Genomic DNA, 14,782 nt, shown 5'->3' on the forward strand with positions numbered 1-14,782 from the left:
CGCGCCGGCCGACCCGAGGGACCGCCCCGTCGATCATGAGGTTGACGGCACTCAAGGAGATCGACTTCGCCGTCAACTTCATGATCGACGGGGCCAAGAACAGGGCTAGGCGGATTCGCGCAGGGCCAGGTGGTGGGGGGCCACCAGCTCGCGCGGTGGGGACTCGCGATCGGGGCCCAGGCGGCCCGCCAGCAACTCGACCGCGAGGCGGGCGATGCGCTCCTTGTCGGGGACGACTGTGGTCAGCGTCGGGATTGAGAAGCGACCGTCCTCGATGTCGTCGAAGCCGGCCACCGCGACGTCCTCGGGCACGCGCAGGCCCATCTCGTGCAGGGCACGCAGCGCGCCGAGCGCAAGGGTGTCGTTGAAGCAGAAGACGGCGTCGGGGCGTACCCCCGTGGTGAGCAGGTGCCGCATGGCGGCGGCGCCGTCCGCGCGGTGCCAGGCCGGCGCGGGCGCCACCAGGCGGTCGTCGTAGGCGATGCCGGCCTCGGTCAGCGCGGCGGTGTAGCCGGCCAGGCGGAGCCGGGCGCTGGCGCCCTCGGGGGTCCGCTGCGAGCCGATCGCGGCGATCCGGCGGCGGCCGAGCCCGATCAGGTGGGCGGTGATCTCGCGGGCGGCGGCCACGTTGTCGATCATCACGTGGTCGGCGGGGCCATGGTCGACGCGTTCGCCGAGCAGCACCATGGGCAGGCCGGCCAGCGCGGCGAGGTCGTCGGCGGTGAGCGCGAGCGGGCTCAGGATCAGGCCGTCGATCATGTGGTCGCCGATACCGCTGGCGGCCTTGCGCTCCTGCTCGGAGCGGCCACCGGTCTGGTCGATCAGCACCGTCCAGCCGTGGTCGGCGGCGGCGGTGACGACGTGCCGGGCCAGCTCGGCGAAGTAGGGGATGTCCAGTTCGGGTACGGCCAGCGCGATCACCCCGGTGCGCCCCTTGCGCAGGTTGCGGGCCGACAGGTTGGGCCGGTAGTTGAGCGCGGCGATGGCCTCCTCGACGCGGGCCCGGGTGTCGGCGCGCACGTGCTGGTAGCCGTTGACGACGTTGGAGACGGTCTTCACCGACACTCCGGCGCGCTCCGCGACGTCCTTGAGCCTGTGCCGCACTGCACTTCCTTCCGGTGAACGCTGGCCGCACTGTACCGCGCCACGACGACGCGACTGCCTCTTTACACGAGCGCTTACAACGTTGTAGAAACCACTGACAGCGGAGTGACCGCGGTCACCCGCACCAGCAGCGAGGGAGAGGTTGGCATCGTGCCGAACGCGCAGCTCACGATCGATCCGGCGTTCCGGGTCGCGCCGGCGGACCGCCGGATCTTCGGTTCCTTCGTCGAGCACATGGGGCGCTGCGTCTACGGCGGGGTGTACGAACCGGGCCACCCCACAGCCGATCGGCGAGGGCTGCGGCGCGACGTGCTGGACCTGACCCGTGAGCTGGGCGTCTCGGTGGTCCGCTACCCGGGCGGCAACTTCGTCTCCAGCTACCGCTGGGAGGACGGCATCGGCCCGGTCGGTGACCGCCCGCGCCGGCTCGACCTGGCCTGGAAGACCATCGAGACCAACGAGTTCGGGCTGGACGAGTTCATGACCTGGGCGGCGGAGGCCGGGGTCGAGCCGATGATGGCTGTCAACCTCGGCACCCGCGGCGTCACCGAGGCGCTCGAACTGCTGGAGTACACCAACCACCCGGGCGGCAGCCAGCTGTCCGACCTGCGCCGCAAGCACGGCGCCGAGAAGCCGTACGGGGTGCGGCTGTGGTGCCTCGGCAACGAGATGGACGGGCCGTGGCAGGTCGGGCACAAGACCGCCGACGAGTACGGCCGCCTCGCCGCCGAGACCGCCCGCGCGATGAAGATGATCGACCCCTCGATCAGCCTGGTCGCCTGCGGAAGCTCCAACCGGGGCATGCCCACGTTCGCCTCGTGGGAGGCGACCGTGCTGGAGCACACCTACGAGCACGTCGACTACATCTCCGCCCACACCTACTACGACCCGTCCGACGGCGACCGGGCCAGCCTGCTCGCCTCCGCCGTCGACATGGACGCCTTCATCACCGAGGTCGTCGCCACCGCCGACCACGTCGGCGCCAAGCTGCGGCAGAAGCGCAAGCTGAAGATCTCGTTCGACGAGTGGAACGTCTGGTACCAGTCCCGCCTCCAGTCCGACCTGGACCGGCGCGGCTGGGTCGAGGCGCCCGCGCTGATCGAGGACGACTACACAGCCGTCGACGCGGTGGTGGTGGGCGACCTGCTGATCACCCTGCTCCGGCACGCCGACCGCATCGGCGTGGCCTGCCAGGCGCAGCTCGCGAACGTGATCGCCCCGATCCGTACCCGCAACGGCGGCCCGGCCTGGCGGCAGAGCATCTTCCACCCGTTCGCGCTGACCGCCCGGTACGCCCGCGGCACCGTGCTGCGGACCGAGCCCACCGGCCCCACCTACGAGACCTCGCGGTACGGCGACGTGCCCGCGCTGGACACCGTCGCCGTGCACGACGAGGAGACCGGCGAGCTGGCCGTCTTCGCGGTCAACCGCGGCCCGCAGGACCTCCCGCTCGACCTGGACCTGCGCGGCCTGCCCGGCCTGCGGGCCGAGGCGCACACCACGGTGGCGGCCGGAACCGACCCGGACGCCACGAACACCGAAGCGGACCCGGAGCGGGTCACGCCCCGGGACCTCACCACACCCACTGTCGACGGCGGCCGGGCCTCCGTGCTGCTGCCGGCCACCTCCTGGAACCTGCTGCGCTTCGTGCCGGCGCTGTGACCAGCACATACTCCATCCCGTCCCCCAAGGAGTACCCATGATCCAGAACAAGATGAGCCGGCGGCGCCTGCTCGGGCTCGGCGTCGGGCTCGGCGCGGCGGCCACGCTGACACTCAGCGGCTGCGGCGGCGGCAGCAGCTCCGACAGCTCCGGCGCGTCCGGCAACGGCGGCAAGGACTACACCGGCCCGAAAGTCGACCTGAGGCTGTGGAACGGCTTCACCGGCGGCGACGGCGACATCTTCAAGACGCTCGTCCAGCAGTTCAACAGCGAGCACAAGAACATCGCGGTCAGCGTGATCACCTATCAGTGGGAGGACTACTACAGCAAGCTCCCCGGCGCGGTCTCCAGCGGCAACGGCCCGGACATCGCGGTCATGCACATGGACCAGCTCGCCACGTTCGCCGCCCGCGGCGTGATCACCGAACTGGACGACGTGGCGAAGGCGCTGGAGCTGAGCGAGGGAGACTTCGCCCCGACTGTGTGGAAGGGCGGCCTCTACAACGACAAGCGGTACGGCATCCCGCTGGACATGCACCCGCTGGGCTTCTACTACAACAAGGCGGTCATGCAGAAGGCCGGCCTGGACCCGGAGAAGCCGCCGGCCACCAGGGACGAGTACACAGCCGCGCTCACCGAGCTGAAGAAGTCCGGCGTGCAGGGCTTCTGGGTCAGCCCGTTCCAGTTCACCGGCGGCATGACGTACTACAGCCTGCTGCACCAGTGGGGCGGCACCGTCTTCGACGCCGAGGTGGCGAAGGCGACGTTCAACTCCGACCCGGCTGTCGAGGCGTGCACCTGGCTGGTCGACCTGATCAAGCAGGGCCACTCCCCCGCGAACGTCGGCCAGGACGCCGACTACCTGGCGTTCAAGAGCGGCAAGAACGCGTTCACCTGGAACGGCATCTGGCAGATCAACGACCTGAAGAAGAGTCCGAACGTGCAGTGGGGCGTCGCGCCGCTGCCGCAGATCGGCAGCCAGAAGGCCGCCTGGGCGAACTCGCACAACTTCACCATCGTCAAGCAGCGCTCCGCGAACGCCGACAAGACCGCCGGGGCGAAGGTGTTCATCAACTGGCTGAGCCAGCACTCGCTGGACTGGGCCAAGGGCGGCCAGGTGCCGGCCCGCAAGGCGGTCCGCGAGAGCAGCGAGTTCACCGCGCTCACCGAGGTCAACGCGCTCGCCCCGGAACTGGAGTACGCCGCGTTCCCGCCCGCCGCGCCCGGCCTTGGCGAGGTCATCCTGACCTTCTACAGCGCCTTCAACGAGGCGGCGCTGGGCAAGAAGTCGCCGAAGCAGGCGCTCGACGACGGCGTGGCCAAGGCGAACAAGCAGCTGGAGGACAACCGCAAGAAGTACGGGAACTGATCCGCCGTGGCGGACGTGATCGAGGTCGGGGCGGCGCGTGACGGCGCGCCGCCCCCGGCGGCACGCACCCGCCGCCGGGGCGCGACGGAACGCGGCAACCGGACGACGCCGTACCTCTTCCTCGCGCCGTACCTGATCCTGTTCGGCGTCTTCGGCCTGGCGCCGATCCTGTTCGGGGTCTGGATCAGCCTGCACCAGTGGGATCTGCAACTGCCCAACCGGCCGTTCGTCGGGCTCGGCAACTACCGGGACCTGTTCTCCAGCGACTCGGCGATCTACGGGGACTGGTGGTCGAGCGTCCGGGCGACAGGGATCTTCACGCTGTTCTCCGTACCGCTGCTCGTGGTCGTCCCGCTCGGGCTGGCGCTGCTGCTCAACCGCTCGTTCCCCGGCCGGACGTTCTTCCGGGCCGCGTTCTTCGCGCCGTACGTGCTGGGCGTGGCGGTGATCGGCCTGCTCTGGCGGTTCCTGCTCGACGCCAACCTGGGCCTGGTCAACCGGCTGCTCGGCGTGCTCGGGCTCCCCTCGGACACGCCGTGGGTGACCGACGTGCCGTGGGCCTGGGTGTCACTCGTCGGCGTGACCGTGTGGTGGACGTGCGGCTTCAACGCAGTGATCTACCTGGCCGGTCTCCAGGACATCCCGGCCGAGCTGTACGAGGCGGCCAAGGTGGACGGCGCGGGCGCGTGGGACCGGTTCCGCCACGTCACGATCCCCGGCCTGCGGCCGGTGATGCTGTTCGTCTTCACCACCACGATCCTCGCCTCGGCGAACGTGTTCGGGCAGGCGTTCCTGATCACCCAGGGCGCGCCCGGCGAACAGACCCGGACCGTGGTCTGGCGGATCGTCGACGAAGGGCTGCGGGACTACGACGCCGGGCGGGCCGCCGCGATGAGCGTGTTCTTCGCGCTGATGCTCGCAGTGGTGAGCGTCGTCAACTTCCGGCTGTTCCGCTACCGGGAAGACTGAGGGGACGACATGAGGAACATGCGCGCGGTGGCGCGGTACGGCGTACTGCTGCTGATCACCGCGATCTTCGTGACCCCGCTGGTCTGGATGCTGCTGACCTCGGTGAAGACGTACGACGACGCGCAGCGGGTGCCGCCCGGCTGGCTGCCGAACCCGTTCTCCAGCTACGGCTACCAGCAGATCGTCGACAACGCGGCGAACCCGGTGCTGCGCTGGTTCGTCAACAGCATGCTGGCGGCCACCCTGCACACGCTGCTGGTGCTGGTGACCGCGTCGATGGCCGCGTACGCGCTGGCCCGGATGCGGTTCCGCGGCCGCAAGGTGCTGTTCGCGCTGATCGTGGGCACGCTGTTCCTGCCGCCCACCTCGCTGATCATCCCGAACTTCATCATCGCCGAGCGGCTGAACTGGATCGACACGCTCACAGTGGTGATCGTGCCGGGTGCGGCGAGCGCGTTCGGGGTGTTCTTCCTGCGCCAGTTCTTCCTGTCCATCCCGGCCGAGCTGGAGGAGGCGGCAGTGCTGGACGGCGCGAACCACTGGCAGGTCTTCCGCCGGGTGCTGCTGCCGCTGTCGAAGCCGGCCCTGGCGACGCTGGCGGTGCTGTCGTTCCTGACCAACTGGAACGACTTCCTCTGGCCGGTGTACGTGCTGTTCAGCCCGGAACGGCTGACGCTGCCGGCGGGCCTGGGCCTGCTCCAGGGCGCGTACGTGACCGACTATCCGGTCATCATGGCGGGCGCGGTGCTGGCGAGCGTACCGGTGCTGATCCTGTTCGTGTTCGCCCAGCGGCACGTCATCCAGGGCGTGTCCCGCAGCGGCCTGAAGGGGTGAGGTAAGGAAGGGCCCCTTCTTAACGCCTCCGGTAGCAGAAGGGCCCCTTCTTAACGCCAGGCGTTAAGAAGGGGCCCTTCCTTCGGGGGGCCCGCCTCAGGGGGTGGGGGCGGGCTCGGGGGTGTCCGAGTGCTCGCGACGGGCGAGCCGGTTCTTGCGGTGGCCGTACCCGAAGTAGATGACCGCGCCGAGCAGCATCCAGGCGAGGAACCGCAGCCAGGTCTCCACCGACAGGTTCAGGCTCAGGTAGAGGCAGGCCACTGCGGTGACGATCGGCAGCACCGGCGAGAACGGCACCTTGAACGGCCGCTCCAGGTCGGGGCGGCGCCTGCGCAGGATCGGCACCGCGATCGCGACCAGCGTGAACGCGCAGAGCGCGCCGATGCTGACCAGGTCGGCCAGCGCGGACAGCGGCAGGAAACCGGCGAGCAGCGCCACCGCGACGGTCATGATCCCGGCGATCCGGTACGGGGTGCCCCAGCGCGGGTGCACCTTGGCGATGGCGGGTGGGATGAGCCCGTCGCGGGCGATGGCGAAGCCGATCCGGCCCATCGCCACCAGGTCGACCAGGATCACGCTGGTGAGCCCGGCGACGGCGGCGATGGAGACGAGCACCGCGGCCCAGCCGGCGCCGACCGCCCGGAACGCGGACGCGATGGGCGCGCCCTCGTCGATCTCGGTGTACTTGACCATGCCGACAACGACGAGCGAGACGCCGATGTAGAGCACCGTGGAGATGAGCAGCGTGCCGAGCAGACCCAGCGGCAGGTCCCGCTTGGGCTTGCGGGTCTCCTCACCCAGGTTCGCCACGGCCTCGAACCCGGTGTACGCGAAGAACACCACTGCGGCGGCGGTGAGCACCCCGGCGAAGCCGAAGACGGACGGCTCCAACCCGAAGATCGCCTGGGTGACCGGCTGCTTGACGCCGTCGTCCCCGGCCCCGGCCGGCTCGGCGGACGGGATGAACGGGCTGAGGTTGGCCGCCTTGACGAAGAACAGCCCGGCGATGATGACGAAGGCACAGATCGCCACCTTGACCAGCACGAGCAGGTTGGTGACCCGGGCCGACTCGCGGATGCCGACGACGGCGACCACACCGAGCACCAGCACGATGCCGATCGCGCCGAGGTTGACGACGCTGCCCTCCTCGGCGAACCAGGCGCTGGGCAGGCCGAACAGGTCGGCGAGGTAGCCGGACCAGCCACGGGCGACCACCGCCGCGCCGAGCGCGAACTCCAGCAGCAGGTCCCAGCCGATGATCCAGGCGACGATCTCGCCCATCGTCGCGTACGCGTAGGTGTAGGCGCTGCCGGCGGTCGGCACGCTGCTGGCGAGTTCGGCGTAGCAGAGCGCGGCGAGCAGCGCGACCAGGCCGGCGATGCCGAACGAGATCACCACACCCGGCCCGGCGCTGTTGCGCGCCTCGACACCGGTGAGCGTGAAGATGCCGGTGCCGATCACGATGCCGATGCCGAAGCCCATCAGGTCGACCGCGCCGAGCCGGCGCCGCAGGCCCGGTTTGCCGTCCTCGCCGTCGGCGTCGCCCTGGGCGAGCACGTCGCCGATCGGCTTGGTCCGCAGGACCGACATCTGATCACCTCCCCCGCCGTGCGGCCGCCACGGTGGCGGTCCGTGACCGGGCAAGCTACCCAGCCGTTTTGCGCTCCAATCCCGCACGGTGTGTCTCGGAATCGTCACGATCCGGCCGATCGGACGACCCCGGACATCGATCGGCCCTCAGGGTCTTGCGCCGGGCACGGATAGATGAAAGTTTTCTACCGGAGGCATGGGTATCGCGGCGAATCTTGCCGTGACGCCCCGCCGCCGACCGTCCCCCCCGGACCCGACGAAGGGACCGCACCGCATGAAGGCAACTCGGCTCGGAGCCGCCGCGCTGGCCGCGGCGCTGCTCGGCACGCTGGTCGCCGGCACACCGGCGCAGGCCGCCCCCGGCGACAACACAGGCACCGCCACTTCCCCCTCCACCGACTGCGTCACCGACCCGGCCACCCCCAAGCGCCAGTTCCGGGCCATGTGGATCGCCTCGGTGACGAACATCGACTGGCCCAGCAAGGGTTCCTGGACCGCGCCGGACCAGGTGGCCAAGCAGAAGGCCGAATACCTGGCCTGGCTCGACCTGGCCCAGAAGCTCAACCACAACGCCGTCGTGGTCCAGGTCCGCCCGACCGCGGACGCGTTCTGGCCCTCGCCGTACGAGCCGTGGTCGGAGTACCTGACCGGCGTACGCGGCAAGAACCCCGGCTGGGATCCGCTGGACTTCCTGGTCGCCGAGTCGCACAAGCGCAACCTGGAGTTCCACGCCTGGTTCAACCCGTACCGCGTCTCCATGCCCGCGCCCGGCGGCGCCGGCGCCGACCTGTCGCAACTGGCCCCGGACAGCCCGGCCCGCCAGCACCCCGACTGGGTCTTCGCCTACCCGCCGGCCGGCGTCGCCGGCAGCCGGCTCTACTACAACCCCGGCGTCCCCGAGGTCCGCGAGTTCGTCCAGACCGCGATGATGGACGCGGTCAAGCGGTACGACATCGACGGCGTGCACTTCGACGACTACTTCTACCCGTACCCGAGCGGCACCCACCAGGTGCCCGACGACGCCACGTTCGCGGCGTACAACAGGGGCTTCACCGACAAGGCCGACTGGCGGCGGGACAACATCAACCTGCTGATCCAGGAGATGAACGCCAAGATCAAGGCGGTCAAGCCGTACGTGAAGTTCGGCGTCAGCCCGTTCGGCATCTGGCGCAACGCGTCGGCCGACCCGAACGGCTCGGACACCACCGGCTCGCAGTCGTACGACATCATCTCCGCCGACTCCCGCAAGTGGGTCAAGGAGGAGTGGATCGACTACATCGTGCCGCAGCTCTACTGGTACATCGGCCAGTACCCGGCCGCCGACTACGCCCGGCTGGTGCCGTGGTGGGCCGAGCAGGTGCGCGGCACGCGGGTGCAGCTCTACATCGGCCAGGCCGACTACAAGAGCGGTGACCCGGCGTACGGGTCGTTCTGGATGAACCCGCAGGAGCTGTCGAACCACCTGACGCTCAACCGGTCGTACCCGGAGGTGCTCGGCAACGTGCACTTCTCCGCGGTGCAGGTGCGGGCGAACCGGCTCGGCGCCACCGACATCTACGCCGCCGAGCACTACTCCCGCCCGGCGCTGGTGCCCACCATGACGCACCTGCCGCGCAAGCCGCTGCTGTTCCCGGTGGTCACCAAGGCCCAGCGGGAGGCGGACGGGGTACGCCTGAGCTGGCGTCAGCCGGCCGACGGCATGGGCCCGCTCGGCACCGCCGCGTCGTACGCGATCTACCGGTTCGACGGGCACGGCCTGGCCGGGCGCTGCGACTTCGCCGACGCCTCCCACCTGGTCGGCACCGTCCGGGCCACGGACGGCGCGGTGCAGTCCTGGGTGGACACGACGGCGGCCGACGGCGCCCGGTACACGTACTACGTGACCGCGCTGGACCGGCTGGCGAACGAGAGCCCGGCGAGCCCGCCGCGCTTCGTGCGCTGACCCCCGTCGAATGCCCCCGGGCCGCCTCGCCGGCCCGGGGGCATTCGTCTGTTTGGGCGGATGTCAGCGAGCCGTTCCCCGGAGCATCGCCCCAGGTCATCCACTTGATCGACACTTGTCGACATCCGGAGATCCCGGCCACCACCCGCGGAGGTTCCCGTGTCCCGTCGCCTCGCCACCATCCTCGCCGCCGGAACACTCGCCCTGCTCACCATGCTCGGCCTGGCCACGCCGGCCGCCGCCGCGGTGAGCACCCAGCAGAAGCTGTCCGTCCTGACCAGCTGGACGCAGACCAGCGCGTCCAGCTACAACGCCTGGAACAGCGCCCGGCAGAACCGGGCACCCTGGACGGAGTACGGCTTCGACTGGTCCACCGACTACTGCTCGTCCAGCCCGGACAACCCGATCGGGTTCAACTTCAAGCTCTCCTGCTACCGGCACGACTTCGGCTACCGCAACCACAAGGCGATGGGCGTCTTCTCGTCCAGCAAGTCCCGCCTGGACAGCGCCTTCTACGCCGACCTGAAGCGGGTCTGCGCCACGTACAACGCGGTGGTCCGGCCCGCCTGCTACAGCCTCGCCTGGACGTACTACCAGGCGGTGAGCGTCTTCGGCTCGGTCGCCGCCGTGTCGCAGGCCGACCTCGACCGCGCCGCCCGGATGAAGGCCGACGCCCAGCGCCGCGCCGCGACCGCCTGACGTACCGCGCGGGGAGTCCGCCACCCGGCGGGCTCCCTGTCCGGCTCAGCCCGTTGTGCTGCGCGGCTCGAACGCCGGCCACGAACCCGGCGTCTGCTTGCCGAACCGGGGCGAGTCGGCGGCCAGGTCCGGGTGCTCGACGTGCAGCGCCAGCGCCGCCACCTCGTCCAGCCGCAGCCCCGTCCCGGCGCCGTAGGCGGCGTCGAACGACTCGTCGCCCAGCACCCGCCGCAGCTCCGTCTGCCGGGCCGACCAGTACGGGCCGTATATCCCCGGTGTGGCCCGCAGGTTCGCCCGGGTGGCCTGCGCCGCCCCGAACAGCCGGGCCGCCGCCAGCGCGTCCCCGGCGAGCGCGCAGCGAACCGCTATCGCGTTGATCGTGTCGCAGGCCCGGCCCAGGTAGCCGTGACTCATCCGGGACCGCAACGCCACCAGCAGGTGCTCGTGCGCGGCGACCAGGTCGCCCCGGGCCAGGGCCACCATGCCGAGCAGCATGTCCACCGACCGGCCGCCCCGCTCGGCGGGCCGGGCCGCCTCGACCGGGCGGGCCGCGGCGAGCAGATCGGCCGCCTCGTCCAGCGCGCCCCGGCGCCAGAGCAGCTCGGCGAGGTTGTAGACGGCCAGGAGCGCGTCGCCCACCACGTCCTGCGCGTACGCCCAGTCGATCACCTCACGGCAGACCCGCTCCGCCTCGGCGAACTGCCCCATGTCGACCAGCGGCGCCGCGCGACCGGCCAGCACCCGGGCCAGCAGCCCTCGGTCACCGGACTGCCGGGCGGCCGCCTCGGCCCGCTGCGAGTACCGCAGCTCCTCGCCGAACTCGCCGTCCGCGCCCGCGTGCAGCGAGTGCATGTGGTACGCGGCGGCCAGCTCGGCGTCCGGCATCACCTCGCCGGTCTCGGCGAGCCGGCCGTAGAGCCGGAACAGCCAGAGCCGCCCCTCCCGGGCCAGCCCGCGCTCCCGCCACCACTGGTCCAGGTCACCCGCCAGCGACAGTCCCGACCGGGCGCTGCCACCTGTGGCGCACCAGCGCAACGCGGCCCGCAACTCGTTCGCCAGCGGGTCGAGCGCGTACAGGGAGAGCGTCACCGGGCGGCCGTCCGGCCCCAGGTGCGCCCGGTCCAGCGCGTGCCGGCACCAGGCGACGTGCCGGTCCCGGGCGCTCTGCTCCTCGCCCGCCTCGACCAGCCGCCGGGCCGCGTACGCCCGGATCGGGTCGAGCATCCGGTAGGTGCTGCCGGAGGCGTGCGGCTCGGCCAGCACCATCGACTTGTCCACCAGCACCGAGAGCGGGTCGAGCGGGTCCTCGTCGAGCAGCCACTGCACGGTGGGCAGGTCCACCGGGCCGGCGAACACCGCCATCCAGCGCAGCAGCCGGGCCGAGCGCGCGCCGAGCGTCCGGTACGACCACGTCACTGTGGCCTGGATGGTCAGGTGCCGCTCGCTCGCCGACCGCTGCACCGCCCGGGTCGCCGGGGTGGGCGGTGCGGCGCCGGTCGCGGCGGCCACCAGATCCACCGTGTCCTGCTGGTTGCCGCTCCAGCCGGCCTCCACCGGCGGCGGCTCCGCCGTCTCCCGCCCGGCGTCGAGCGTGCCCAGCATGTCGTCCAGCCGCTCGGCCAGTTGCCCGGCCGAGAGCACCCGCAGCCGGGCCGCGGCAAGCTCGATGGCCAGCGGCAACCCGTCCAGGCGGCGTACCACCCGGTGCAGGTCGGCCTGCTCGGCCGGCTCCGGCGCCCGGCCGCCGCGCGCCACGGCGGTACGGTCCAGCAGCAGCGCCACCGCGTCGCTCCCCCCGCCGTCGGGCCCCTCGTCCACCGACAGCGGCGGTATCCGCCACACCACCTCGCCGGGTACGCCGAACGACTCCCGGCTGGTCGCCAGCACCCGCACACCCCGGCCACCGGCGAGCAGCCGGCCGATCACCTCGGCCGACGCCGCGGTCTGGGCGTCGCAGGTGTCCAGCAGCACGAGCATCCGGCGCGGCGCCGCGTACTCCACGAGGGTGTCGACCATCGGCCGGCCGGGCTCCGGGCGCAGGCCGAGCACGGCGGCGATCTCGAACGCCACCAGCCCCGGGTCGGTCACCGCGGCGATGTCGACGAACCAGACGCCGTCGGGGTAGTCCTCGACGATCCCGGAGGCCAGCTCCACCGCCAGCCGGGTCTTGCCGGCGCCGCCCGCGCCGAGCACCGTCACCAGGCGGTACGCCTCGACCAGCCGCCCCAGCTCGGCGCGCTCGGCCTGCCGGCCGACGAACGAGGTGACCTGGGTGGGCAGGTTGTGTGCTGTCGCGTCGGCGGTACGCGGACGCGGGAACCGCCGCTCCAGCCCGGGTGCGACGAGCTGGAACAGCCGCTCCCGGTCGTCGAAGCCGCGCAGCCGGTGCAGTCCGAGGTCCAGCAGGGACACCCCGTCCGGCAGCGGGTCGGCGTGCCGGGCGGTGGCGGCGGAGCAGAGCACCTGCCCGCCGTGCGCGGCGGCGGCCACCCGGGCGGCCCGGTGCACCTCGGGGCTGGCGTACTCGCCGTCGCGGGGCTCGGCGTACCCGGTGTGCAGTCCCATCCGTACCCGAGGGGTGGCGTCCGGGTTGGGCCACTCGTGGCCGGCGAGCGCGCGCTGCGCGGTCAGGCAGGCGCGGACCGCGGCGGCGGCGTCGGGGAACGCGAGGAAGAACGAGTCCCCCTCGGTCAGCAGCTCGGCCCCGTCGGTGCCGGCCAGGGTGTCGCGCAGCAGCCGCCGGTGCTCGTGCAGGACCGGGCGGTAGACCGGGCCGAGCATCCGGGCCAGCCGCGTCGAGCCCTCGATGTCGGTGAACACGAAGGTCACCCACCCGCTGGGGAGGTGGTGTCCTTGCGACATACGTCGAACCTCCGCCCGGTGACGTCGGGTTCATGCTGCCCTATGGTCGTGCCGTCACGCATCGTGAGAACGGCTGGGCAGATTCCGCCCCAAGGTGCCAAAGGATCACACCGGCGGCAAGACCCCGATCGACCCGCGGGACGGACGGCGGAAAGTCAGCAGCCGCAGGAGCCGCCGCAGCAACCGCCGCCGCTGGGAATCCCACCGCTCGGAGCGGAGCCGCCCCGGCCGGTGACGGCCACCGTGGACAGCAGTTTCACCGTGTCGGCGTGGCCCTGCGGGCAGGTGGCCGGCCGTCCGGCCTCGGCCATCGGGCGGTTGACCTCGAAGGTGTCGCCGCAGGCGCGGCAACGGAACTCGTACCGGGGCATGTCCCAAGCGTACGGCCGGGCCTGACGTCGTCACCCGGATGGGTGATACTCGACGGGTGGTGGACGGCGAACGGCGAGCGACGGCCCGGCCCCTGCGACCCGCCGCGCCACCCGACGACGGCACCCCGCCCATCCCGCGGCCCCGCCGCGAACGCGATTCCCTCCCCCCGAAGTCGCCCGCCGACCCGGCCCGCGACGCGGACGCCGAGCCCGGCGCGAACCCGGACGCCACGCCCGGCGTCGAGGCCGGTGGGAAGCCGGCCCCCAAGCCGGGCGTCGAGCTGGACGCCCGGCCCGGCGGAAAGCCGCAGCCCGAATCGGCCGTGAAGGCGGACGCCGAGCCCGGAGCGGGCGGGGACGAGCAGCCGGGCTCGGGGTCGAAGGCACAGGCCGAGGCGGCAGCCGAGAGCGGCGGGCGGCGTCGGCGGATGCCGTTCGCGCACGCCGTCCGGACGCGCCCGCGGCAACTCACAGTCGGCGCGGCCCGGGCCACCCGCGCCTGGTCCCGGCGGCCCGGCGGCCGCACCACGCTGCCCGCGCTGTTCCTGCTCGCGCTGGTCGCCGCCGCCGCCACTGCCGGTGCGGTGGTCGTGCCGGCGGCGGTCGGCCGGCCGGAGCCGGTCGCCGAGGCCACGCCGTCGCAGAGCGTGCCGCAGACCGCGGCGGCGCCCGCCACGCCGCCGTTGCCGGAGCTGACCGGCCTGCCCGGAACCGCCGCGCCCACCGGCACGCCGCTGCCCGGTGCGACCACCGCGCCGGTGCTGCCCGCCGGGCGTCCCGCCGACGCGCTCACCGGCTGGGCGCAGCGGGTCGGCGCGGTGACCGGCGTCCCCGTGGTGGCGCTCCAGGCGTACGCCTACGCCGAGCTGGTGCTCGCCCAGACCAACCGTGGGTGCCAGCTGAGCTGGACCACGCTGGCCGCGATCGGTTACGTCGAGTCGCGCCACGGCGCGGCCAACGGCGCCACGCTGCAAGCCGACGGGCGGGCCCTGCCGGAGATCAAGGGAGAGCCACTCGACGGGCAGGGCGGCCGGTCCCGGATCCTCGACACCGACCAGGGGCTGCTCGACGGCGACCGGGTTCACGACCGGGCGCTCGGCCCGATGCAGTTCATCCCGACCACCTGGCAGGAGATCGGCGCGGACGCGGACGGCGACGGCGTGAAGAACCCGCACGACATCGACGACGCGGCGCTGGCCGCCGGGCTCTACCTGTGCAAGGGCGGCCGGAACATGACCATCCCGGGTGACTGGTGGGGCGCCATCCTTTCCTACAACGATGTGCGTCGGTACGCCCAGGCCGTCTTCGACAAGGCCGACGAGTACGGCAGGCTCAGCCGCAACGTGAGGTGACGGCTCGCGTACATTCGCGGACTCAACC

At 72.0% G+C, this 14,782-nt stretch carries 11 protein-coding genes; 7 read left to right on the top strand and 4 right to left on the bottom strand.

Going from position 1 to position 14,782, the window contains the following annotated elements:
* Nucleotides 1–105: 105 nt before the first annotated feature.
* Nucleotides 106–1,104, bottom strand: a complete 999-nt coding sequence (locus tag MICAU_RS28070) for a LacI family DNA-binding transcriptional regulator (RefSeq protein ID WP_013288730.1) — start codon at nt 1,102–1,104, stop codon at nt 106–108.
* A gap of 150 nt (nt 1,105–1,254) precedes the next feature.
* Here MICAU_RS28070 and arfA point away from each other — a divergent pair, with 150 nt between their 5' ends.
* The 4 genes from arfA to MICAU_RS28090 are packed head-to-tail and all read left to right on the top strand — an operon-like array spanning nt 1,255 to nt 5,938.
* Nucleotides 1,255–2,766, top strand: a complete 1,512-nt coding sequence (arfA, locus tag MICAU_RS28075; RefSeq protein WP_013288731.1) for an arabinosylfuranosidase ArfA — start codon at nt 1,255–1,257, stop codon at nt 2,764–2,766.
* Between the two features lie 37 nt (nt 2,767–2,803).
* A complete protein-coding gene (locus tag MICAU_RS28080) occupies nt 2,804–4,135 on the top strand; it encodes an ABC transporter substrate-binding protein (protein ID WP_013288732.1) in 1,332 nt (443 codons plus the stop codon).
* Nucleotides 4,136–4,141: 6 nt separating this feature from the next.
* Entirely contained in the window at nt 4,142–5,104 is a 963-nt protein-coding gene (locus MICAU_RS28085) for a carbohydrate ABC transporter permease (RefSeq protein WP_013288733.1), read from the top strand.
* A gap of 9 nt (nt 5,105–5,113) precedes the next feature.
* A complete protein-coding gene (locus MICAU_RS28090; RefSeq protein WP_013288734.1) occupies nt 5,114–5,938 on the top strand; it encodes a carbohydrate ABC transporter permease in 825 nt (274 codons plus the stop codon).
* Nucleotides 5,939–6,034: 96 nt separating this feature from the next.
* Here MICAU_RS28090 and MICAU_RS28095 read toward each other — a convergent pair whose 3' ends face one another.
* Nucleotides 6,035–7,528, bottom strand: a complete 1,494-nt coding sequence (locus tag MICAU_RS28095) for an amino acid permease (RefSeq protein ID WP_013288735.1) — start codon at nt 7,526–7,528, stop codon at nt 6,035–6,037.
* A gap of 274 nt (nt 7,529–7,802) precedes the next feature.
* Here MICAU_RS28095 and MICAU_RS28100 point away from each other — a divergent pair, with 274 nt between their 5' ends.
* A complete protein-coding gene (locus MICAU_RS28100) occupies nt 7,803–9,470 on the top strand; it encodes a glycoside hydrolase family 10-like protein (protein WP_013288736.1) in 1,668 nt (555 codons plus the stop codon).
* Nucleotides 9,471–9,629: 159 nt separating this feature from the next.
* Nucleotides 9,630–10,169, top strand: a complete 540-nt coding sequence (locus MICAU_RS28105; RefSeq protein ID WP_013288737.1) for a phospholipase — start codon at nt 9,630–9,632, stop codon at nt 10,167–10,169.
* Nucleotides 10,170–10,214: 45 nt separating this feature from the next.
* Here the strand turns inward: MICAU_RS28105 and MICAU_RS28110 are convergent, their stop codons facing one another.
* Nucleotides 10,215–13,031 carry an ATP-binding protein gene (locus tag MICAU_RS28110; protein ID WP_013288738.1) on the bottom strand — a complete coding sequence of 939 codons (2,817 nt, stop codon included), beginning with the start codon at nt 13,029–13,031 and terminating at the stop codon, nt 10,215–10,217.
* Between the two features lie 155 nt (nt 13,032–13,186).
* Complete coding sequence (locus MICAU_RS28115) at nt 13,187–13,402, bottom strand: FmdB family zinc ribbon protein (RefSeq protein ID WP_013288739.1); 216 nt, start codon at nt 13,400–13,402, stop codon at nt 13,187–13,189.
* Between the two features lie 38 nt (nt 13,403–13,440).
* On the opposite strand from MICAU_RS28115, the gene MICAU_RS28120 reads away from it, so the two are divergent.
* Nucleotides 13,441–14,754: a lytic transglycosylase domain-containing protein gene (locus tag MICAU_RS28120; protein ID WP_013288740.1), complete on the top strand. Its 1,314-nt coding sequence runs from the start codon at nt 13,441–13,443 to the stop codon at nt 14,752–14,754.
* Nucleotides 14,755–14,782 lie beyond the last annotated feature (28 nt).

Source organism: Micromonospora aurantiaca ATCC 27029 (assembly GCF_000145235.1).
In the GTDB taxonomy this organism is placed as follows: domain Bacteria; phylum Actinomycetota; class Actinomycetes; order Mycobacteriales; family Micromonosporaceae; genus Micromonospora; species Micromonospora aurantiaca.